Annotated in this window: 23 protein-coding genes and 1 riboswitch; of the genes, 21 read left to right on the forward strand and 2 right to left on the reverse strand. The window is 73.1% G+C overall.

Going from position 1 to position 20,621, the window contains the following annotated elements:
• Window positions 1-103 precede the first annotated feature (103 nt).
• The 13 genes from secY (at window position 104) to ABZ573_RS10900 (ending at window position 10,369) form a co-directional block, all read left to right on the forward strand.
• Window positions 104-1,432: a preprotein translocase subunit SecY gene (secY, locus tag ABZ573_RS10840; protein ID WP_132230908.1), complete on the forward strand. Its 1,329-nt coding sequence runs from the start codon at window positions 104-106 to the stop codon at window positions 1,430-1,432.
• Window positions 1,433-2,086 (forward strand): adenylate kinase, encoded by a 654-nt coding sequence (locus ABZ573_RS10845; protein ID WP_151453332.1) that lies wholly within the window; start codon window positions 1,433-1,435, stop codon window positions 2,084-2,086. It abuts the gene before it with no gap.
• Between the two features lie 93 nt (window positions 2,087-2,179).
• Window positions 2,180-3,031, forward strand: a complete 852-nt coding sequence (map, locus tag ABZ573_RS10850; RefSeq protein WP_358117432.1) for a type I methionyl aminopeptidase — start codon at window positions 2,180-2,182, stop codon at window positions 3,029-3,031.
• A gap of 543 nt (window positions 3,032-3,574) precedes the next feature.
• Window positions 3,575-4,198 carry a DUF1707 domain-containing protein gene (locus ABZ573_RS10855; protein ID WP_358117435.1) on the forward strand — a complete coding sequence of 208 codons (624 nt, stop codon included), beginning with the start codon at window positions 3,575-3,577 and terminating at the stop codon, window positions 4,196-4,198.
• Between the two features lie 228 nt (window positions 4,199-4,426).
• A complete protein-coding gene (infA, locus tag ABZ573_RS10860; protein WP_007073013.1) occupies window positions 4,427-4,648 on the forward strand; it encodes a translation initiation factor IF-1 in 222 nt (73 codons plus the stop codon).
• 93 nt (window positions 4,649-4,741) lie between these two features.
• Window positions 4,742-4,855 (forward strand): 50S ribosomal protein L36, encoded by a 114-nt coding sequence (gene rpmJ / locus ABZ573_RS10865; protein WP_012184307.1) that lies wholly within the window; start codon window positions 4,742-4,744, stop codon window positions 4,853-4,855.
• Window positions 4,856-5,117: 262 nt separating this feature from the next.
• On the forward strand, window positions 5,118-5,498 hold the full coding sequence (gene rpsM, locus ABZ573_RS10870; protein WP_088998365.1) for a 30S ribosomal protein S13: 381 nt from the start codon (window positions 5,118-5,120) through the stop codon (window positions 5,496-5,498).
• 91 nt (window positions 5,499-5,589) lie between these two features.
• A complete protein-coding gene (rpsK, locus tag ABZ573_RS10875; RefSeq protein ID WP_020513613.1) occupies window positions 5,590-5,997 on the forward strand; it encodes a 30S ribosomal protein S11 in 408 nt (135 codons plus the stop codon).
• A gap of 14 nt (window positions 5,998-6,011) precedes the next feature.
• Window positions 6,012-6,638 carry a 30S ribosomal protein S4 gene (rpsD, locus tag ABZ573_RS10880; RefSeq protein ID WP_327029600.1) on the forward strand — a complete coding sequence of 209 codons (627 nt, stop codon included), beginning with the start codon at window positions 6,012-6,014 and terminating at the stop codon, window positions 6,636-6,638.
• 98 nt (window positions 6,639-6,736) lie between these two features.
• Window positions 6,737-7,759, forward strand: coding sequence for a DNA-directed RNA polymerase subunit alpha (locus tag ABZ573_RS10885; RefSeq protein ID WP_013735931.1), 1,023 nt, complete (start codon window positions 6,737-6,739; stop codon window positions 7,757-7,759).
• A gap of 34 nt (window positions 7,760-7,793) precedes the next feature.
• A complete protein-coding gene (rplQ, locus tag ABZ573_RS10890; protein ID WP_132230911.1) occupies window positions 7,794-8,354 on the forward strand; it encodes a 50S ribosomal protein L17 in 561 nt (186 codons plus the stop codon).
• A 69-nt stretch (window positions 8,355-8,423) separates the two neighbouring features.
• A complete protein-coding gene (gene truA / locus ABZ573_RS10895) occupies window positions 8,424-9,254 on the forward strand; it encodes a tRNA pseudouridine(38-40) synthase TruA (protein ID WP_151453336.1) in 831 nt (276 codons plus the stop codon).
• Between the two features lie 62 nt (window positions 9,255-9,316).
• A complete protein-coding gene (locus tag ABZ573_RS10900) occupies window positions 9,317-10,369 on the forward strand; it encodes a P1 family peptidase (protein WP_225852014.1) in 1,053 nt (350 codons plus the stop codon).
• Between the two features lie 79 nt (window positions 10,370-10,448).
• Here the strand turns inward: ABZ573_RS10900 and ABZ573_RS10905 are convergent, their stop codons facing one another.
• A complete protein-coding gene (locus ABZ573_RS10905) occupies window positions 10,449-11,633 on the reverse strand; it encodes a hypothetical protein (protein WP_358117442.1) in 1,185 nt (394 codons plus the stop codon).
• Between the two features lie 172 nt (window positions 11,634-11,805).
• On the opposite strand from ABZ573_RS10905, the gene ABZ573_RS10910 reads away from it, so the two are divergent.
• From ABZ573_RS10910 to ABZ573_RS10925, 4 genes are all read left to right on the forward strand, one after another.
• Window positions 11,806-12,411, forward strand: coding sequence for a methyltransferase (locus tag ABZ573_RS10910; RefSeq protein ID WP_358117445.1), 606 nt, complete (start codon window positions 11,806-11,808; stop codon window positions 12,409-12,411).
• Window positions 12,412-12,452: 41 nt separating this feature from the next.
• Window positions 12,453-14,132: an ATP-binding cassette domain-containing protein gene (locus tag ABZ573_RS10915; RefSeq protein WP_151457535.1), complete on the forward strand. Its 1,680-nt coding sequence runs from the start codon at window positions 12,453-12,455 to the stop codon at window positions 14,130-14,132.
• A complete protein-coding gene (locus ABZ573_RS10920) occupies window positions 14,129-14,926 on the forward strand; it encodes a nucleotidyltransferase domain-containing protein (protein WP_358117449.1) in 798 nt (265 codons plus the stop codon). Before ABZ573_RS10915 ends, ABZ573_RS10920 begins: the two co-directional genes overlap by 4 nt.
• A 137-nt stretch (window positions 14,927-15,063) precedes the next feature.
• Window positions 15,064-16,026: an aldo/keto reductase gene (locus ABZ573_RS10925; RefSeq protein ID WP_327029595.1), complete on the forward strand. Its 963-nt coding sequence runs from the start codon at window positions 15,064-15,066 to the stop codon at window positions 16,024-16,026.
• Window positions 16,027-16,465: 439 nt separating this feature from the next.
• On the opposite strand, the gene ABZ573_RS10930 is transcribed toward ABZ573_RS10925, so the two are convergent.
• A complete protein-coding gene (locus ABZ573_RS10930) occupies window positions 16,466-17,401 on the reverse strand; it encodes a DUF559 domain-containing protein (protein WP_358117452.1) in 936 nt (311 codons plus the stop codon).
• A 92-nt stretch (window positions 17,402-17,493) separates the two neighbouring features.
• A riboswitch (TPP riboswitch) is annotated at window positions 17,494-17,602 on the forward strand.
• On the opposite strand from ABZ573_RS10930, the gene thiE reads away from it, so the two are divergent.
• The 4 genes from thiE to ABZ573_RS10950 all read left to right on the forward strand — a co-directional run bounded on the left by thiE (window position 17,597) and on the right by ABZ573_RS10950 (window position 20,496).
• Window positions 17,597-18,223 (forward strand): thiamine phosphate synthase, encoded by a 627-nt coding sequence (gene thiE, locus ABZ573_RS10935; protein WP_358117457.1) that lies wholly within the window; start codon window positions 17,597-17,599, stop codon window positions 18,221-18,223. (Overlaps the previous riboswitch by 6 nt.)
• Entirely contained in the window at window positions 18,217-19,530 is a 1,314-nt protein-coding gene (thiO, locus tag ABZ573_RS10940; RefSeq protein ID WP_358117460.1) for a glycine oxidase ThiO, read from the forward strand. Before thiE ends, thiO begins: the two co-directional genes overlap by 7 nt.
• Window positions 19,521-19,721, forward strand: a complete 201-nt coding sequence (gene thiS / locus ABZ573_RS10945; protein WP_358117464.1) for a sulfur carrier protein ThiS — start codon at window positions 19,521-19,523, stop codon at window positions 19,719-19,721. Before thiO ends, thiS begins: the two co-directional genes overlap by 10 nt.
• A 4-nt stretch (window positions 19,722-19,725) precedes the next feature.
• A complete protein-coding gene (locus ABZ573_RS10950; protein ID WP_358117467.1) occupies window positions 19,726-20,496 on the forward strand; it encodes a thiazole synthase in 771 nt (256 codons plus the stop codon).
• Window positions 20,497-20,621: the final 125 nt, after the last annotated feature.

Consider the following 20,621-nt stretch of genomic DNA (forward strand, 5'->3'; position numbering starts at 1 on the left):
GCTGTTAGAGTCCCTTCCCAGCCATGGATATCGGGCACTCGCCCGGCACCCAACCCGCCCCGCCAGGGATCACCGGCGGCCCGCCTCGCGCAGGAGGAAGAAGTTGCTGTCCGCCTTTCTCAGTGCGTTCCGTACGCCTGACCTGCGCAAGAAGCTGCTGTTCACAGTAGGCATCATCGCGGTCTACCGGCTCGGGGCGACGCTGCCCAGCCCGGGTGTCTCGTACGGCAACGTCCAGAAGTGCATCGACGCCATGGAGAACGGCTCCACGGGCGTGATGAACCTGCTCAACCTCTTCTCCGGCGGCGCGCTGCTGCAGCTCTCGGTCTTCGCGCTGGGCATCATGCCCTACATCACAGCGTCGATCATCCTGCAGCTGCTGACGGTGGTGATCCCCCGGCTGGAGCAGCTCCGCAAGGAGGGCCAGTCCGGCCAGGCGAAGATCACCCAGTACACCCGCTACCTGACCCTGGGCCTGGGTGTCCTCCAGGCGTCGGCGTTCGTGGCGCTGGCCCGCTCCGGGCAGCTCTTCAACAACCAGTGCGACCAGTTCCCGATCATCCCCGAGGGGACCGGGATCCCGGACTGGCTGACCCTCAGCCTCCTGGTCATGACGATGACCGCCGGCACCGGCGTGGTGATGTGGCTCGGTGAGCTGATCACCGACCGCGGCGTCGGCAACGGCATGTCCGTCCTGATCTTCACCTCGATCGCCGCCCGGCTCCCCAGCGAGGGCTGGCAGATCAAGCAGACCGGTGGCTGGGGCAAGTTCCTCCTCGTCATCGCGCTGGTCCTGGTGGTCATCACCGCGGTCACCTTCATCGAGCAGGCGCAGCGCCGGATCCCGGTGCAGTACGCCAAGCGCATGATCGGCCGGCGGATGTACGGCGGCACCTCGACCTACATCCCGCTGAAGGTCAACCAGGCGGGTGTCATCCCGGTCATCTTCGGCTCCTCGCTGCTCTACCTGCCCCAGCTGGCGCTGCAGTTCTTCGACCAGAACAACCCGGGCAAGACGCAGGCGTGGATCCAGAACAACCTGGTGGACCCGACCAGCCCGATCTACATCGCGGTCTACTTCCTGCTGATCATCTTCTTCACGTACTTCTACGTCTCGATCACGTTCAACCCGACCGAGGTCGCGGACAACATGAAGAAGTACGGCGGCTTCGTGCCGGGCATCCGCCCGGGCAAGCCGACCGCCGACTACCTCGACTTCATCCTCAGTCGGATCACGCTGCCGGGCGCCCTCTACCTGGGCATCATCTCGATCCTGCCGAACTTCTTCTTCATCTGGCTGGACAAGCAGCAGTACCTGAACTTCCCGTTCGGCGGCACCGCTGTGCTGATCATGGTCGGCGTCGGTCTGGAGACCACGAAGCAGATCGAGAGCCAACTCATGCAGCGGAACTACGAAGGGTTCCTGCGGTAGATGAGACTCGTTCTGGTTGGCCCGCCGGGTGCGGGCAAGGGCACGCAGGCCGAGTTCATCGCCGCGCACCTCTCGGTCCCGAAGATCTCGACCGGCGACATCTTCCGGTCGAACGTCTCGCAGGGCACCCCGCTCGGCGTCGAGGCGAAGCGCTACATGGACGCCGGCGAGCTGGTGCCCGACGAGGTCACCATCAACATGGTGCGGGACCGGCTCGCCGAGCCGGACGCCTCCGAGGGCTTCCTGCTCGACGGCTTCCCGCGCACGACGCCGCAGGCCGCCGCGCTGGACAAGCTCCTCGCCGACCTGGGCACCGCGCTGGACCTGGTGCTGGAGCTGGTCGTTGACGACGACGAGGTGATCCGGCGGCTCTCCGGTCGGCGTACCTGCCGGGGGTGCGGCAAGATCTGGCACGTCGAGTTCGACGCCACCTCGCGTGACGGCATCTGCGACCGGTGCGGCGCCGAGCTGTTCCAGCGCGACGACGACAAGCCGGAGACCATCGCCACCCGCCTGCGCGAGTACGCGGACAAGACCGCGCCGCTGGTCGACTACTACGGCGCCCAGGGCAAGCTGGTGGGCATCGACGCCACCGGCCCGGTGGAGGACGTCACCGTCCGCGCCATCGACGCCCTGCGCTCGTACGGCGGCTGACGTCCCGCCGGGTTCCGGCGGATAGAGTGCGAAGAGCGGGGTACGCCTGACGTGCCCCGCTCTTCGGCATCTGCAACGAAAGGTAACGGCTCCATGCGTCGTCCCCAGCTGGACATCCAGCTGAAGACCCCTGACAAGATCGAGAAGATGCGGGCCGCCGGGCTGGTGGTCGCCGAGGCGCTGCGTCGGATGCGGGAGGCGGTTGCCCCAGGGGTCAGCACCGCCGACCTGGACGCCATCGCCGAGTCGACCATCCGCGAGGCCGGTGCCGCCCCCTCCTTCAAGGGCTACCACGGCTTTCCCGCGTCGATCTGCTCGTCGGTCAACGAGCAGGTCGTGCACGCCATCCCGTCGGCGCGGCAGGTGCTCCGCGACGGGGACATGATCTCCATCGACTGCGGTGCGGTGCTCGACGGCTGGCACGGCGACGCCGCCATCACGGTCGGAGTGGGCGAGGTCGAACCGGCGCTGCTGAAGATGGCGTCGGTGGCCGAGGACGCCATGTGGGCGGGCATCGCCGCAGCCGCCCGCGGCGCGGCCAGCGGCAAGGGCCGGCTCACCGACATTTCGCACGCCGTCGAGGACGCGGTCCGCAAGGGCGGGCGGTACGGCATCGTCGACGGCTACGGCGGGCACGGCATCGGCACCGAGATGCACCAGGACCCGCACGTGCTCAACCACGGGCGGCCGGGCAAGGGTCCGCGTCTGGTGCCGGGCATGGCGCTGGCCATCGAGCCGATGATCACGATGGGCTCGCCCCGGACGGTCGAGCTCTCCGACGGCTGGACCGTGATCACCCGGGACCGGTCGATGGCGGTGCACGTCGAGCACACGATGGCGCTGCTCCCGGACGGCGTCTGGGTGCTGACCGCGCCGGACGGCGGGCGCGCCCGCCTGGGCGAGCTGGTCACCTCCCGGCAGCCTGCGGACTCGCCGGCTCGCTGAGCCCCAGCAGCGCTCCGCCGGGCGCCGCATCCCGTCCTCCCGCCCTCTGAGGCACGCACCAGCCGCCCAAGGGGCCGGAGGGCGACGTGCCTCAAGGGCCTGGACGGCGACCGCATCGAGGGCCTCGACGGCGACCGCCCCAGGGCCCGGATGGTGACCGCACCGAGGGCCTGGACGGCGATGCGGACCGAGGGCTTGAGGGCGACCGCATCGAGAGCCTCGACGGCGACCGCCCCAGGGCCCGGATGGTGACCGCACCGAGGGCCTGGACGGCGACGCGGACCGAGGGCTTGAGGGCGACCGCACCGAGGGCCTCGACGGCGACTCGACCCGAGGGCCCGGACGGCGACCGCCCCACAGGGGCCGGAGGGCGACCGCACCGAGGGCCGGAGTCGCGGGGCCCGGCTGCGCGATGCCGGACCGGCACGAGTCGGGGCTCCGACGCGCCGCCGCCCCGACCGCCGGCCGGGGCGCCCGACCGGGTCCCGGACGCGCAGCGGCGGGAGGGGCAGTGGCTGGTGGAGCGGTGGCATGCTTGCGGGCATGGAGGGACGCGACGGGATGCGGGCCGCTGACGCCGACCGCCAGGCGGTGGCGGAGCGGCTGCGGGTGGCCGTCGACGAGGGCCGGCTGGACCTGCACGAGTACGACGAGCGGTTGCAGCGGGCGTACGCCGCGCGCACCTACGGCGAGCTGGACGCGCTGGTGATCGACCTGCCGGCGCCGGCGTCCCCGGCGGCGTCGGAGCTCGCCACGCGGCCGGAGACCGTCCCGTCGCCGGCGGAGGGTGTCCGGTCGTCGGCGACCTCGTCCGTGACGGCCCGGTGGCTGGCCGAGGTCTGGCTGCCGTACCTGCGGGTGGTCGCGATCACGGTGACCGTCTGGGCGGTGACGTCCGCGCTCTCCACGGACCTGCTCTACTTCTGGCCCGTCTGGGTGGCCGGGCCGTGGGGAGGGGTGCTCGTGGTGCGCACGGTCGCCGGCCTCGTCAGCGGGGAGCCGCGGCGGGAGGCTGAGCAGCGGGAGCGACGGCGCGAGCGCCGCCGGGCCAAGCGGGCGCGCAAGCGCGAGCTGGCTGCCGCCGAGGAGGGGCACCGGAGCCCGGTGGGGGAGCTGCGGGCGGCCCAGCGGGAGGGCCGGCCCGGCGGGGCCGACGCCGAGGTGTGAATGGCCCGTTCCGTCCGGTTCGACGCACCGATTCCCGGCCGGTTTGGCGACGGCCCGCAGGCGGGCGTACACTTTCTGATCGGCGCACAGCGTCCACTCCGGCATGCCCATCCTGCGCTTCGGTGGGAGTCGGAGCCGCGGCTGGCGCGGGCAAGCTGATCTTGATCGGTGGCCCGTGTAAGACGTTGTGGGCCGTCCGGAGTAACCGACGTCAGGACAGCGGAGGACATGCCGAAAAAAGACGGAGCCATCGAGATCGAGGGTCGGGTCATCGAGCCCCTGCCGAACGCCATGTTCCGGGTGGAGCTCGCGAACGGCCACAAGGTGCTGGCTCACATCAGCGGCAAGATGCGGCAGCACTACATCCGCATCCTGCCGGAGGACCGGGTCGTCGTCGAACTCTCGCCGTACGACCTGACCCGCGGGCGCATCGTCTACCGCTACAAGTAAGCCTGACGGCGGCCGGGACGTCCCCGTGTCCGTCTTCGACGTCCGGTGTCGCGCCTCGGCGCGTCGTCGGGCCAGATGGGAAGTAAGGCAACCGTGAAGGTCAAGCCGAGCGTCAAGAGGATCTGCAACAAGTGTCGGGTCATTCGCCGGCACGGCCGGGTCATGGTCATCTGCACCGACCCGCGCCACAAGCAGCGCCAGGGCTGAACCAGTTCCGGCCGGCCGTGTGACAACGGTCGGTCGAAATCGGTCCGGGCCGCAGATCCAGACACCGAATCACATGCTCGTCCCAGCCGCGGGCGGTGCGCGTCGCGTACCTCATCGTGGTTGACCCCCGGTCGGAGGCCGGGGCCCGCTCGGGCAGCGACCGACCTGGTCGCCGGCGCACGACGCCGGTGGCGGAACGGTCGGTAGCGGGGTGGGACGGGTCCACACCTCCGCCAGAACATCACGAGGAGTACGCCCGCACATGGCACGTCTAGTCGGCGTCGACCTCCCCCGCGAGAAGCGGATGGAGATCGCGCTCACCTACATCTTCGGCGTGGGTCGCACCCGGGCCCTGGAGACGCTCTCTGCCACCGGCATCTCGCCGGACAAGCGCGTCCGGGACCTCACGGACGAGGAGCTGGTCCAGCTCCGTAACCACATCGAGGGCAACTACAAGGTTGAAGGCGACCTGCGCCGCGAGGTCGCCGCTGACATCCGCCGCAAGGTCGAGATCGGCTGCTACGCGGGTATCCGGCACCGCCGGGGCCTGCCCGTGCGTGGCCAGCGGACCAAGACCAACGCGCGGACCCGCAAGGGCCCGAAGCGGACCGTGGCCGGCAAGAAGAAGCCCGGCAAGAAGTAGGACGTAAACCGGAATCCGGGTCTATGTCGGATCGAGGCAGGCCCGGATCTCGCGGTCCGTTCCGGAAAGTCAACTAGGAGCGCACAGACTTATGCCACCGAAGGCTCGTGCCGGAGCCGCTGTCAAGAAGGTCCGGCGCAAGGAACGCAAGAACGTCGCCCACGGGCAGGCGCACATCAAGAGCACCTTCAACAACACCATCGTGTCGATCACCGACCCGACCGGTGCGGTCATCTCCTGGGCCTCCTCGGGCCAGGTGGGCTTCAAGGGCTCCCGCAAGTCGACCCCGTTCGCCGCGCAGCTGGCCGCCGAGGCCGCCGCGCGTCGGGCGATGGAGCACGGCATGCGCAAGGTCGACGTGTTCGTCAAGGGACCCGGCTCCGGCCGGGAGACCGCCATCCGTTCGCTGCAGGCAGCCGGGCTCGAGGTCGGGCAGATCGCCGACGTCACGCCGCAGCCGCACAACGGGTGCCGTCCGCCGAAGCGTCGCCGGGTCTGAGAGGTTAGAGAGAGATGGCTCGTTACACCGGTGCTGACTGCCGCCGTTGCCGGCGGGAGAAGATGAAGCTGTTCCTCAAGGGCAGCAAGTGCGATGGTCCGAAGTGCCCGTTCGAGTCCCGGCCGTTCCCGCCCGGGCAGCACGGCCGCGGCCGCACGAAGGAGACGGAGTACCTGCTCCAGCTCCGTGAGAAGCAGAAGGCCCGCCGCGTGTACGGCGTGCTGGAGAAGCAGTTCCGCGGCTACTACGAAGAGGCCGTGGGCAAGAAGGCCAAGACCGGTGAGGTTCTCCTGCAGATCCTCGAGTCGCGGCTGGACAACGTGGTCTACCGGGCTGGCTACGCCCAGTCCCGGGACATGGCCCGCCAGCTCGTCAAGCACGGTCACTTCACCGTGAACGGCAAGAAGGTCGACATCCCGTCGTTCCGCGTCAAGGAGCACGACATCATCGAGGTCCGGGGCAAGAGCAAGGAGCTCACCCCGTTCATCGTCGCGCAGGCTCAGGCCGGCTCGAAGTCGGTTCCGGCGTGGCTGGAGGCTATCCCCAGCCAGATGAAGGTGCTCGTGCACTCGCTCCCGGCCCGCCAGGTCATCGACACGCAGGTCCAGGAGCAGCTGATCGTCGAGCTCTACTCCAAGTAGTCGGAGCTCGTTGCGGTGGCCCGCCCTTCCGGGGCGGGCCACCGGAACACTTTGTCGTGGGCGTCATATGGCGGGCGCCCCGGAAGAGAAGAGAAGACATGCTCATCAGCCAGCGACCGACTCTCTCCGAGGAGTCGATCAACGAGACCCGGTCCCGGTTCACCATCGAGCCGCTGGAGCCGGGCTTCGGGTACACCCTGGGCAACTCGCTGCGGCGCACGCTGCTGTCGTCGATCCCGGGTGCGGCGGTCACCTCGATCAAGATCGACGGCGTGCTGCACGAGTTCACCACGATCCCCGGTGTCAAGGAGGACGTGGTCGAGCTCGTCATGAACATCAAGGAGCTCTGCGTCAGCTCCGAGCACGACGAGCCGGTCAGCATGTACCTGCGCAAGCAGGGCCCGGGCGACGTGACGGCGGGCGACATCCAGCCGCCGGCCGGCGTCTCGGTGCACAACCCGGACCTGAAGCTCGCCACCCTCAACGGCAAGGGCCGGCTCGACATGGAGCTGACCGTCGAGCGGGGTCGCGGCTACGTCACGGCGGCGCAGAACAAGCAGGCCGGCGCCGAGATCGGCCGGATCCCGGTCGACTCGATCTACTCGCCGGTGCTGAAGGTGACGTACCGCGTCGAGGCGACCCGTGTCGAGCAGCGGACCGACTTCGACCGGCTGATCATCGACGTCGAGACCAAGCCGTCGATGGGCCCGCGTACCGCGCTGGCCTCCGCCGGCTCGACGCTGGTGGAGCTGTTCGGTCTGGCCCGGGAGCTGGACGAGACCGCCGAGGGCATCGACATCGGGCCGTCCCCGCAGGACGCCCAGCTCGCGGCCGACCTGGCGCTGCCGATCGAGGAGCTGGACCTGACCGTCCGCTCCTACAACTGCCTCAAGCGCGAGGGCATCAACTCCGTTGGTGAGCTCATCGGGCGTACCGAGGCCGACCTCCTCGACATCCGCAACTTCGGTCAGAAGTCGATCGACGAGGTCAAGATGAAGCTCGCCGGGATGGGTCTGGGGCTGAAGGACTCGGCCCCGAACTTCGACCCGGCGCACGTCGTGGACGCCTTCGGCGAGGCCGACTACGACACCGACGACTATCGCGAGACCGAGCAGCTCTAGTCCGCGCTGCCGCCACACCTGAGGAGCACCAAGCATGCCCACGCCCACCAAGGGCCCCCGCCTCGGCGGCAGCCCCGCGCACGAGCGGCTGATGCTGGCCAACCTGGCCACTGCGCTGTTCCAGCACGGCAAGATCAAGACCACCGAGACGAAGGCCCGGCGGCTGCGTCCGCTGGCCGAGCAGCTCATCACCAAGGCCAAGCGCGGCGACCTGGCGTCCCGCCGGCGGGTGCTGGGCGTCGTCAAGGACAAGGACGTGGTCTACGCCCTGTTCGACCAGATCGCCCCCCGGTTCGCCACCCGCAACGGTGGCTACACCCGGATCGTGAAGACCGGTCCGCGCAAGGGTGACAACGCGCCGATGGCGATCATCGAGCTGGTCGAGGAGCTTCAGGTCGCCGAGCCGAAGGCGAACAAGAAGACCGCCGCCCGCAAGGCCGCGCAGCAGGACAAGGTCGAGGCGCTCGCCCCGGCCGAGGAGGCCCCGAAGTCGAACTCGGGCGACCAGGACGCCGAGGCGCCCGTGTCGGCGTCCGGCGACACCGCCGCCGCCCGCGAGGACAGCGACGAGGCCGGCGAGAACGACAAGGCCTGATCCAGGCCACCGTCGGGCCCGGCACCCCTCGTGGGGTGCCGGGCCCGACCCCGTGAGGCGGAGGTACGAGTGGACGAGCGCACCCGGCTGCGGCTGGACGTCGCGTACGACGGGTCGGGCTTCTCCGGCTGGGCCGCCCAGCCCACCCGGCGCACGGTCGCCGGGGTGCTCGTGGAGACCCTCGACCTGGTCCTCGGCGCGGGTACGGCGACCGGCCTGACCGTGGCGGGCCGCACCGACGCCGGGGTGCACGCCACCGGGCAGGTCTGCCACCTCGACCTGCCGGCCGCCGTGTGGCGGGAGCACGACGGACGGCTGCTGCGCCGACTGGCCCGGCTGCTCCCCACCGACGTCCGGGTACGCGCGATGGCCGAGGTGCCCGCCGACTTCGACGCCCGGTTCTCGGCTACCTTCCGCCGCTACGAGTACCGCGTGACCGACGCGCCGTGGGGCGCCGAGCCGCTGCGCCGGCACGAGATCCTGGCCTGGCCGAAGCCGCTCGACCTGGCCGCGCTGAACGCCGCCGCCGCCGGGCTGGTGGGGGAGCACGACTTCGCCGCGTACTGCCGGCGCAAGGAGAACGCCACCACGCTGCGCGAGGTGACCCGGCTGGACTGGCGGCGGGACCCGGACGGGATCCTCGTGGCCACCGTGCAGGCCGACGCGTTCTGCCAGGCGATGGTGCGCAGCCTCGTCGGCGCCATGCTGGTCGCCGGCGACGGGCGCCGGCCGGTCGAGTGGCCGGGCAGCCTGCTCGTACACCGGGAACGCTCCAGCGAGGTGACCGTGGCACCGGCGCACGGGCTGACCCTGGTCGCCGTCGGCTACCCCGAGGACCCGGCCGAGTACGCCCACCGCGCCGAGGCGACCCGCCGGCTGCGCGTACCCGTGGAGGGCTGACCGCCCGGGGCCTGCCTCCCGGCACCCGGCAGAGCATCGTCGAGCGTCAAGGAGCGGAAGCCGTGCAGGAACCTCGCCGTGGACGGGACCTCGGCATCGTCGTCGGGACGCTGCCGACGGGACCGCTGAACGCCGTCACCGACGTGCCCGGCGTGCGGGTGGGCCACACCACGCTGGTCGAGGGGGACAGCATCCGCAGCGGGGTGACGGCGATCGTCCCGGACCAGTTGACCGACCGTCGGTCGCTGCCGGCGGGGCTGTTCGTGGGCAACGGGCACGGCAAGATGGTCGGCTCGACCCAGGTGGCCGAGCTGGGCGAGATCGAGACGCCCGTGGTGCTGACCGCGACGCTGTCGACGTTCCGGGCTGCGGACGCGCTGGTCACGTACATGCTCGGGCAGCCGGGCCGGGAGACGGCCGAGTCGCTGAACCCGGTGGTGGCGGAGACCAACGACGGGTTCCTGTCCGACATCCGGGCCCGGCCGGTGCGGGAGCAGCACGTCCTCGCGGCGCTGGCGGAGGCCCGCGGCGGACTGCCAGCGGAGGGTGCCGTCGGCGCCGGTACGGGCACGGCGGCCCTCGGCTTCAAGGCCGGCATCGGCACGTCCTCGCGGCTCGCCACGACCTCCCGTGGCTCCGTCACCGTCGGTGTGCTGGTGCAGTCCAACTTCTCCGGCCTGCTACAGGTGTGCGGGGTGCCGATCCGCCCCGAGCAGGTGGGAGTGCCGAGCCTGTCGCTGCCGGGCCGGCCGGAGCAACCGGGGAACTCCTGCGTCATCGTGGTCGCCACGGACGGCCGCCTCGACGCGCGGCAACTGGGTCGGGTGGCCCGTCGGGCCGTCTTCGCCATGGCGCGGGTCGGTTCGGACTTCGCCGGCGGCAGCGGCGACTACGCCCTGGCGTTCTCCACCGCCGACACGCAGGCACCGACGGCGCCGGAGTCCGACCTGGAGCCGGTCTTCGCGGCGGTGCTGGAGGCCGTGGAGGAGGCACTGCTGAACTCGCTGTTCATGGCGCGCACCACCGTCGGGGTCAAGGGGCGGGTCAAGCACGCGGTGCCGCACGACCGGATGCTCGACCTGTTGCGGGCACACCGGGTCGAGCTCCGGACGTAGGTGGCCGGGGGCGGGACGCGGAACGGGTACGCGGCCGTGGCCCACGTACCCGTTGCGCGCGCTCGCCGTCGCGGCCCGGTCAGTCGCCCCCGTCCTGCCTGCCGGTGTCGCTCGCGCCCTCGTCGGTCGGCTGGCCGGCCGTGCCGCCGTCCGCCCGGCGCTCCAGCACGCCCCGATTGAGGTGCAGCTCGATCATGTCGAAGAGGATCTCCCGGGCCTTCGTGTCGCCGGACCCGATCGTCTCGCCGTCGCTGCGGATGACCACCGCGTACGCGAGGTAGTGGCCGCGCACCTGCCAGCCGACGCGGGCCGGCGCGGTGGCGATCGCCGCGCTGTCCTCGTCGGCCGCCATGCCCCGGAACCGGCCCTCGCGCTCGTCGAGCAGCAGGCGGATCCGGTCGCGGGCGCGTTCGGCGTTGGCCCGGTCGGTCAGGTTGAACAAGCCGGTGGTGACGAGGTGGCCGCCGTCGGGCGTCCGCAGCGTGGCCCGGACCACCTGGGTGCAGCCGAGGCGGACCAGCAGGTCGGCGACCTCACCGGTGGCCGCCACCGCGCAGGCGGCGCTGGACTGGCTCTTCAACACCTTGTAGGCGGGCTCCCCGTCCGCGACGACGAGCTGCTTGCCGGGGAAGAGTTCCTTGGCGGTCAGCGGCGCCTGGTCGGTGTCCCGCGAGTCGAGCGGCTGCGCCCCGACGTCGGCGGACTCGGCCGCCTCCGGTCGGGACGTGGGCGTGTTCTGCGGCGTCCCGTTGCGCTCGGCCAGCAGGGCGGCGGCACCGAGGCCGCAGAGCGCCAGCAGCGCGAGGACGGCCGCGCCGCCGACCACGACCTGCCACAACCTGCCACCGCCACCCCGCTGCGACCGCCCGGCTGAGGGCGGCGGCTCGACCGGCGCGGCCGGCTCGACCTGCGGAGAGGGCTCGACCGGCGGAGGAGGCTCGACCGGCGCGGGCGGCCGGGCCGGCGACTGCCCCTCGGCGGGCGTCCGCACGTGGGCGGACGGCGGTGGCGACACCTGCGCCGCGGCCCGGACCGGCTCCGGCGCGGCGGAGGGCGGCGGCGACACCTGCGCCGCAGCGCGGACCGGTTCCGGCGCGGCGGAGGGCAGCGCGATCCGGTTGGCACGGGGCAGCGACGGCGTCGGGAAGCGGGACGGGGAGGGGCCGGCCGGGGGAGGCGGACCGGCACCGAGCACCGGCCCGTCGGACCCGGGCTCCGGGTACTCCATGAATGCGTCCTCATCGGACTCGTACCGATACACCATGCCGCCCAGAGTAGGAGGCATTGTCCCTTTAGGTGCGAATAATGGGAAATTGTGGGCGGAGTCGTTTCGGCTCGTGTTGGGGATCCGCGCCGCGGGGCCTGTGTCGAGCGGGGTCGCGCCCGCCTGCCGGGTCCGCGCTGGCGTGGCCGGCGGCGGTGCGAGAATTGCCGACGTGACCGGCGAACACTACTTCACCGCTGAACCCACGACCGCCGCCAACCCGCGCGAGGTCGAGTTCTCCGTCGCCGGCCGCGACTACACCCTGGCCTCCTCCGCCGGCGTCTTCTCCGCCGCCCGCCTCGACCCCGGCACGGCGGTGCTGCTGCGCAAGGCCGACCTGCCGTCCGCCGGGTCCACCGGCGCCCTGCTCGACCTCGGCTGCGGCTTCGGCCCGATCACCTGCGTACTCGCCAGTTCCGCCCCCACGGCGACCGTGTGGGCCGTCGACGTCAACGAACGGGCCCGGGAACTCACCGCGGCCAACGCCGCCCGGGTCGGCGCGGCCGACCGGGTACGCGTCGCCGCGCCGGACGACGTACCCGCCGAGCTGACCTTCGCGGAGATCTGGTCCAACCCCCCGATCCACGTCGGCAAGGACGAGCTGCACGCGATCCTGCTGCGCTGGCTGCCCCGGCTCGCCACGGACGGCGTCGCCTGGCTGGTGGTGGCCCGCTATCTCGGCGGGGACTCGTTGCAGCGCTGGCTGGTCGAGCAGGGCTGGCAGGTGGGGCGCCACGCCAGCCAGAAGGGCTACCGGGTGCTGCGGGTCACCCGGTAATTGATTGGGCCGCCCGGCCCGTGCTCGGGCAGGATGCCGACGTGGGATACGTGGACGTGGCAGCGGTCGGGCACATCCTTCCCGACGGCCGGGAGCTCTTCTCCGACGTGTCGTTCCGGGTCGGTGAGGGTGCCAAGGTGGCCCTGGTCGGGCCGAACGGCGCGGGCAAGACGACGTTGCTGCGGATGGTCGCCGAGGACCTGCCGGTGAAGACCGGCGCGATCGCGCGCGCCGGCGGGCTGGGCGTGATGCGCCAGTTCATCGGGATGATCGGCGACGAGTCGACGCTGGCCGACCTGGCCCTGTCGCTGGCCCCGCCCGTGCTGCGCGACGCCGGCCGCCGGCTGGTCGAGACCGAGGAGGCCATGCGCGCCGCCGAGGTCCGCGGCAAGTACAGCACCGCCGCCGGCAAGGCCCAGCTGGCGTACGCGGACGCGCTCGCGGCCTGGGGCGAGGTCGGCGGGTACGACGCCGAGGTGCTCTTCGACACGGTCGCCACCATCGTGCTCGGTCTGCCCTGGGAGAGCGCCCGGGAACGACCCGTCCGGACCCTCTCCGGCGGCCAGCAGAAGCGCTTCGCCCTCGAACTGCTGCTGCGCGGCCCCGACGAGGTGCTGCTCCTCGACGAGCCGGACAACTTCCTCGACGTGCCCGGCAAACGGTGGCTGGAAGGGCGGCTGCGGGAGTCGACCAAGTCGGTGCTCTACGTCTCGCACGACCGGGAACTGCTCGCCCAGACCGCCGACCGGGTGGTCGCCGTGGAGGGCGGCAGCGCCTGGGTGCACCCGGGTGGCTTCGCGAGCTGGCATTCCGCCCGGCTGGCCCGGCACGCCCGCCTCGACGAGCTGCGCAGGCGGTGGGACGAGGAACACCAGAAGCTGCGCGAGCTGATGCTGATGTACAAGCAGAAGGCCGCGTACAACGACGGGCTGGCGTCGCGCTACCAGGCCGCGCAGACCCGGTTGCGCAAGTTCGAGGAGGCCGGGCCGCCGCCCGTACCGCCGAAGGACCAGGACATCCGGATGCAGCTCACCGGCGGGCGGACCGGCAAGCGCGCGGTGATCTGCGACCAGCTGGAGCTCGACGGCCTGACCTTCCCGTTCGACCTGGAGATCTGGTACGGCGACCGGGTCGCGGTGCTCGGCGCCAACGGCACGGGCAAGTCGCACTTCCTGCGGCTGCTCGCCCGGGGCGGCACCGACCCCGACCCGGCCAACGGGCCGGTCGACGGCGCCGCCGCGCTCGCGCCGGTGGTGCACGACGGGGTGGCCCGGCTCGGCGCGCGTGTGCGCCCCGGGCACTTCTCGCAGACCCACGACCGGCCGGAACTGATGACGAAGACCCTCGTCGAGATCCTCTGGCGGGGCGACGAGCACCGGACCGGCATGGACCGGCACGCCGCGATGGCGGCGCTGAGCCGGTACGAGCTGGCGGGGCAGGGCGACCAGCGCTTCGGCACGCTCTCCGGCGGTCAGCAGGCGCGCTTCCTGGTGCTGCTGCTGGAGCTCTCCGGCGCGACGCTGCTGCTGCTCGACGAGCCCACCGACAACCTCGACCTGGCCTCGGCGGAGGCGCTGGAGGCCGGGCTGACCGCGTTCGAGGGGACCGTGGTGGCGGTGACCCACGACCGCTGGTTCACCCGCACCTTCGACCGGTTCGTGCTCTTCCGGGGCGACAACGAGGTGGTGGAGACACCGGAGCCGGTCTGGGACGTGGCGTGATCCCCACCGACCTGGCCGACCGCCTCTGCGCCGTCGACGGGGTCGTCGCCGTCGCGCTCGGCGGCAGCCGGGCCCGGGGCGAGCACCGGCCCGACTCCGACTGGGACCTCGGCCTCTACTACCGGGGCGAGCTGGACGTGCCGGGGCTGCGCGCCGTCGCCGCCTCGGTGGCCGACGAGGCGGTCGAGCTGACCCCGCCCGGTGGGTGGGGCCCCTGGGTCGACGGTGGCGGATGGCTGCGGGTCGGCGGGGCGGCCGTCGACTGGATCTACCGCGACCTCGACCGGGTGCACCGGATCTGGGCCGACTGCCGGGCCGGCCGCTACGAGGTCGGCGTGCAGGCCGGGCATCCGCTCGGCTTCTACTCACCCGCCTACGCCGGCGAGGTGGCGTACTGCCGGGTGCTCGGCGACCCGACCGGTGAGCTGACCGCGCTGCGGGAGGAGACGCTCGCGTACCCGCCCGCCCTGGCCGACGCGCTGACCGCCGGCGGCTGGGAGGCCCGCTTCCTGATCGGCGGCGCGGCCAAGGCCGCCGTGGCCGGCGACAGCGGGTACGTGGCCGGCTGCCTGTTCCGGGTGGTCGGCGTACTCGCCCAGGTGCTGCACGCCCGGGCCGGGCGGTGGCTGGTCAACGAGAAGGGCATGATCGCCTCCGCCGGGCGGCTGCCGGGCGTGCCGCCCGACTTCACCGGGCGGGCGCAGGCGCTGCTGGGCGGGGTCGGGCACACGCCGGACGAGCTGGCCGGCACGCTCGCCGCCGCGCGCCGGCTCGTCGCCGACGTGCTCGACTGACGGTCCACGGTCCACGAGACGTAGGGCGGCTTCGCGGCCCGTGCGCGGCGTCGCCGGCTGCGTGGTGGGCTTCGCAGCCTGTGCGTCCGTGGTGGGGCTTTGTGGTCTGCGGCGTACGCCGGGCTGGCGGGCATAGGGTGGATCACGTGACTGAGATGACCTACCGCCGGTTGGGCGACTCCGGGCTCGTGGTGTCCGTGGTCGGCATCGGCTGCAACAACTTCGGCCGCAAGCTCGACCTCGACGGCACCCGGGCGGTGGTCGACGCCGCGCTCGACGCCGGGATCAACTTTTTCGACACCGCCGACATCTACGGAGAGCCGCAGGGCGGCTCCGAGGAACTGCTGGGCCAGGCGCTCAAGGGCCGGCGCGACGACGTGGTGGTGGCCACCAAGTTCGGCATGGACATGAACGGGATGAACGGCCCCGACTTCGGCGCCCGGGGCGCCCGCCGCTACATCGCCCGGGCGGTGGAGGCGTCGCTGCGCCGGCTCGGCACCGACCACATCGACCTCTACCAGATGCACGAACCCGACCCGGGCACCCCGATCGACGAGACGCTCGCCGCGCTCGACGACCTCGTCCGCGCCGGCAAGGTCCGCTACCTGGGCAACTCCAACTTCGCCGGCTGGCAGATCGCCGACGCCGACTGGGTGGCCTCGTCGAACGGCCGATCCCGGTTCATCAGCGCACAGAACCACTACAGCCTGCTGGAGCGCGGCGCCGAGGCCGAGGTGGTGCCGGCGTGCGAGCGCTTCGGCCTCGGGCTGCTGCCGTTCTTCCCGCTCGCCAACGGGCTGCTCACCGGCAAGTACAAGCGCAACGAGGCCCCGCCGGCCGGCAGCCGCCTCGCCGGTGGCGGCCGGTACGCCCAGCGGCTCGCTGCCGCCGACTGGGACACCATCGAGGCGATCGAGGCGTACGCCGCCGAGCGCGGGCTGTCGATGCTCCAGGTGGCCATCGGCGGGCTGGCCGCCCAGCCGGCGGTGACCTCGGTGATCGCCGGCGCCACCACGCCCGAGCAGGTACGCGCCAACGCGGCGGCGGGCACCTGGCAGCCCACCGACGAGGACCTCGAAGCCCTGCGCGCGACTTTCTGAGCCACGTCGACGCCGTCCGGGCGCCGCAGCACTGCGGCACCGGGGGCGGTGCGGCACCGGTGGCGGTGCGCTACCCGTCGCCCGGCGACCGTTGGCTGTGGGGTCTGTGGGTGGCTGAGTGGAACGTCACGGGTGTCACCGGGCCTCGGAGACACCCGCCATGTTCCACCGGTGCCGGTGCCGGTGCCGGTGCCGGTGCCGATGCCCGGGAGCGGGGGACACACCCCTACCGCACCCGTCGGTGGAACGTCATGGGTGTCAAGGGGCGGCGGAGGCACCCATGGTGTTCCACCGGGCCGGCCGGCCACCGGGTAGGGCGGCCGGCCACCCGGCTACTCGGCCGGCCACCCCGGCCTACCTACCGGCTACCGGGGTGGCCGGCCACCGGGGGTGGCCGGTTGCCGGGGTGGCTGGTTGGCCGTGGTTTGGCGGCGAGGGGTCAGGCGGAGGGGTGGCGCTCGCGGAGGGCCTGGCTCACCAGGGCGACGGTGCGGGTGGGGTGTCGGAGCACGTCGTCGGCGGTGAAGCGAAGGACGATCCAGCCGGCCGCGCGCAGGGCGTTCAGTCGGGCGACGTCCTGGCGGAAGTGGGCGCGCTCGCGGTGGTGGTCGCCGTCGTACTCGACCGCGACGCGCAGGGTCGGCCACGCCAGGTCCACCCGGCCGACGAAGCGCCCGTCGGCGTTACGAACGTCGTGCTGGGCGATCGCGGGTGGCAACCCCGCGTCGAGCAGGAGCAGCCGTAGGCGGGTCTCCATCGGGGACTCGGCCAGCGGCTCCGCTAGCGCCAGGATTTTCCGCAGCAGGGGCAGGCCGGGCCAGCCGGGCCGTGCGTCGGCGTACGCGCGTAGTGCGGCGAGTTGCACCACCCGGCGGTGCAGCAGCGCGTCAACGGCGACCAGGGCCTCGTCCCGAGGGGCCTGGCGGCCCAGGTCGAAGGCGGTGCGCAGGGGAGTGGTGACGGGCAGCCCGCCGAGGCGGGTGCGATCGGAATCCGGCACCACCGACCGGTTCACCCGAAGACGGGGGTGGGCGCGCATCCGCGCGGCGCGTGGCAGCAGCACGGTGACGGGCGCGTCCCGGCGAAGCAGGTCGACGCCCCACAGGTACGCGGCGCTGCGGCCGGCGATCGCCCCGCCGACCGGCAGCGACAGTGCGACCGCGTCGCACCACATCCGGTGGTCGTCCGCCCGATAGCCGTCACGGTGCACGTGGACGTCGGGCAGGAGGCGCTGCCAGGACGGCCCGCGCAGCATCGTCCGGGTCAGGAGGCCGTCGGCGATCGCGGCGCTGGCCCGGAACGGCAGGAAGGCCAGGCGGGGTGGTACCCGGGCGGCGGAGGGCATCCGGACGGCATCGCGTGACGGGACGGTCACGCGCCGCCCCGTCCCTCGGGTTCGGGCTGTCGATGTGAAATCCGCGTCCTGACCTTGGCGGATCCGGCGATCCGTCGTACGGTGACACCCGCAAGTGACCCACGGGAGCCCGGTGGACCGGGCTGAGAGGGGGGCTGTCAGCCCCCGACCGTCGAACCTGATCCGGGTAATGCCGGCGCAGGGAGGAGTGTTGCCGTGCCGTCCCTCGGGCGACTGCATCTGATCACCGACACCCGACCCGGGCGGGACCCGCTCACCGTGCTGCGGGCCGCCCTCGCGGTGGCCCGCGCGGAACTGGTCGTGCAGGTCCGCGTCGAGGACGACGCCACCGACCGGGAGGCGTACGACCTGACCCGTCGGGTGGTCGCGCTCTGTGCCCCGTACGACGTCACCTGCCTGGTGAACGACCGGCTGCACGTGGCGCTGGCGGCCGGTGCCGCCGGTGGGCACGTCGGCGCGGACGACCTGCCGGTCGGGGCGGCCCGCGGGGTGCTCGGCGCGACCGCCGTGCTCGGCGCCACCGCCCGCGAGCCGGGGACGGCCGCCGAGGCGGTCGCCGCCGGGGCCAGCTACCTGGGCGTGGGCCCCTGCCACGCCACGGGCACCAAGACGGGGCTGCCGGCGCCGATCGGCCCGGCCGGGGTACGCGCCGTCGCCGACGCCGTAGACGTGCCGGTCGTCGCGATCGGCGGCGTGACCGCCGCGCGGGTGCCCGCGCTGCTGGCCGCCGGGGCGTACGGGGTGGCGGTGGTGGGGGCCCTCTCCGGGGCGGCGGATCCGGGTCGGGCGACGGCGGAGCTGCTGGGAGCGCTGGGGTGCTGAACCGACCGGACGTCGCCGTGGTGGGGGCGGGACCGGTCGGGCTGGCGATCGCCTGGCGCTGCGCGCAGCGCGGACTGCGGGTCGTCGTGCACGATCCCGCCCCGGGCTCCGGCGCGTCCCACGTCGCCGCCGGGATGCTCGCCCCGGTCGCCGAGGCGTACTTCGGCGAGCACGAGCTGACCGGGCTGCTGACCGCCTCCGCCGCCCGCTGGCCGGCGTTCGCCGCCGAGCTGACCGCCGCCGCCGGCGTGGACGTCGGCTACCGGACCGAGGGCACGCTGATGGTCGGGCTGACCGCCGACGACCTGGCCGAGGCGCGGCGGCTGTGGGCGTACCAGCAGGGGATCGGGCTGCCGGTGACGCCGCTGCGCCCCACGGCGCTGCGGGACCGCGAGCCGGCGCTGGCACCCCGGGTGCGCGGCGGCGCGCTCGCCGAAACCGACCACCAGGTCGACCCGCGCCGGCTCGTGCCCGCGCTGCGCACGGCCGCCGAGCGGGCCGGCGCCACGCTGGTGCCCGCCGCCGTGCGCTCCCTGTCCGACGTGGACGCCGCGGTCACCGTGGTCGCGGCCGGCTGCGGCGCGGCGGCCCTGACAGGGCTGCCCGTGCGGCCGGTGAAGGGGCAGGTGGTCCGGCTCCACGCGCCCGGCGGCGGCGCGCCGGGCTTCCGGCACGTCATCCGGGGGTACGCCGACGGCGAGCACGTCTACCTCGTGCCCCGCGCCGACGGGGAGGTGGTGGTGGGCGCGACCGTCGAGGAGCGCTCCGACACCGACGTGTCCGCCGGGGCGGTGCTGCGCCTGCTCCGCGCCGCCGTCGACCTGCTGCCCGAGCTGGCCGAGTACGACCTGGTGGAGACACTCGCCGGCCGGCGCCCCGGCACCCCCGACAACGCCCCGATCCTCGGCCCGCTGCCCGGCCGGCCCGACGTGGTCGCCGCCACCGGACACCACCGGCACGGCATCGTGCTCACCCCGGTCACCGCCGACCTGATCGCCGAGCTGGTCGTCACGGGTGCGGCGGACCCACTGCTCGCCCCCTTCACCCCGGCCCGGTTCCCGCCGCCGGTGGCCGGTGTGCCGCCGGCAGCAGGGCTCCGCGACCCGCAGCAGCGGCCCGGGCAGCCGGCGCCGGGGTCCGGCGCGACGCGGGCGGCCGGGTCGGGGCCGGTGGTGGGCGCGACGCCGGCGACCGGTGCGGTGCCGGTGGCCGGGGCGATGCGGGCGTCCGGCGGGGAACCGGGCGTCATGGCCGCCGATGGTCGGTCCGGCCCCCTGTCGACCGAGGAGGAGCACACGTGGAACTGACGGTGAACGGTGCCGGGCGCAGCCTGCCCGGCGGCTCGACCGTGGCGGACCTGGTCCGCGTGGTCACCGACCAGCAGCGCGGCCTCGCCGTCGCGGTCAACGGGGAGGTGGTGCCGCGTACGGGCTGGCCGGCGACCGTGCTGCGCGACGGCGACCGCGTCGAGGTGCTCAGCGCCGCCCAGGGCGGGTGACGCGGTGAGCTTCGACCTGGGCGGCGTGAGCTTCACGTCCCGGCTGATCCTCGGCACCGGCGGCGCGGCCAACCTGCGCGTGCTGGAGGACGCCATCCGTGCCTCCGGCACCGAACTGGTCACCCTGGCCCTGCGCCGCGTCGACACCGCCCCCGGCACGGCCGGCGGGCTGCTGGACCTGCTCGACCGCTGCGGCGTACGGCTGCTGCCGAACACCGCCGGCTGCTACACGGCGGGCGAGGCGGTCAAGGTGGCGCACCTGGCCCGGGAGGCGTTCGGCACGGACTGGGTGAAGCTGGAGGTGATCGGCGACGAGCGCACGCTGCTGCCCGACGGGGTGGAGCTGCTGCGCGCCGCCGAGGAACTCGTCGACGACGGGTTCGTCGTGCTGCCGTACACGTCGGACGACCCGATCCTGGCCCGGCGGCTGGCCGACGTCGGCTGCGCGGCGGTGATGCCGGCGGGCGCGCCGATCGGCTCCGGCCTGGGTGTGTCGAACCCGCACCACATCCGGCTGATCCGGCAGAGCGTCGACGTGCCGGTGATCCTGGACGCCGGCATCGGCACCGCCTCGGACGCCGCGTTGGCCATGGAGCTGGGCTGCGACGCGGTGCTGCTCGCCAGCGCGGTCACCCGCGCCGCCGACCCGGTGGCGATGGCCACCGCGATGCGGTACGCGGTCGAGGCGGGCCGGCTCGCGTACGGGGCGGGCCGGATCGGCCGGCGCTTCCACGCGCTCGCCTCCACCCCGGACGAGGGACGGCCGGACCTGTGACCCGCCCCGCCCCCGGCCCCGGTTGCGCTTCGCCCCCGGCCGCCGCGCCGGCTCCGGGCGCTGTTTCGGCACCCCCGGCTGTCGTTTCGGCGCTGGCTCCGGCCGTCGCGCCAGCTTCGGCTTTG

This window comes from Micromonospora sp. NPDC007220 (assembly GCF_040634035.1).
GTDB lineage: Bacteria > Actinomycetota > Actinomycetes > Mycobacteriales > Micromonosporaceae > Micromonospora > Micromonospora reichwaldensis.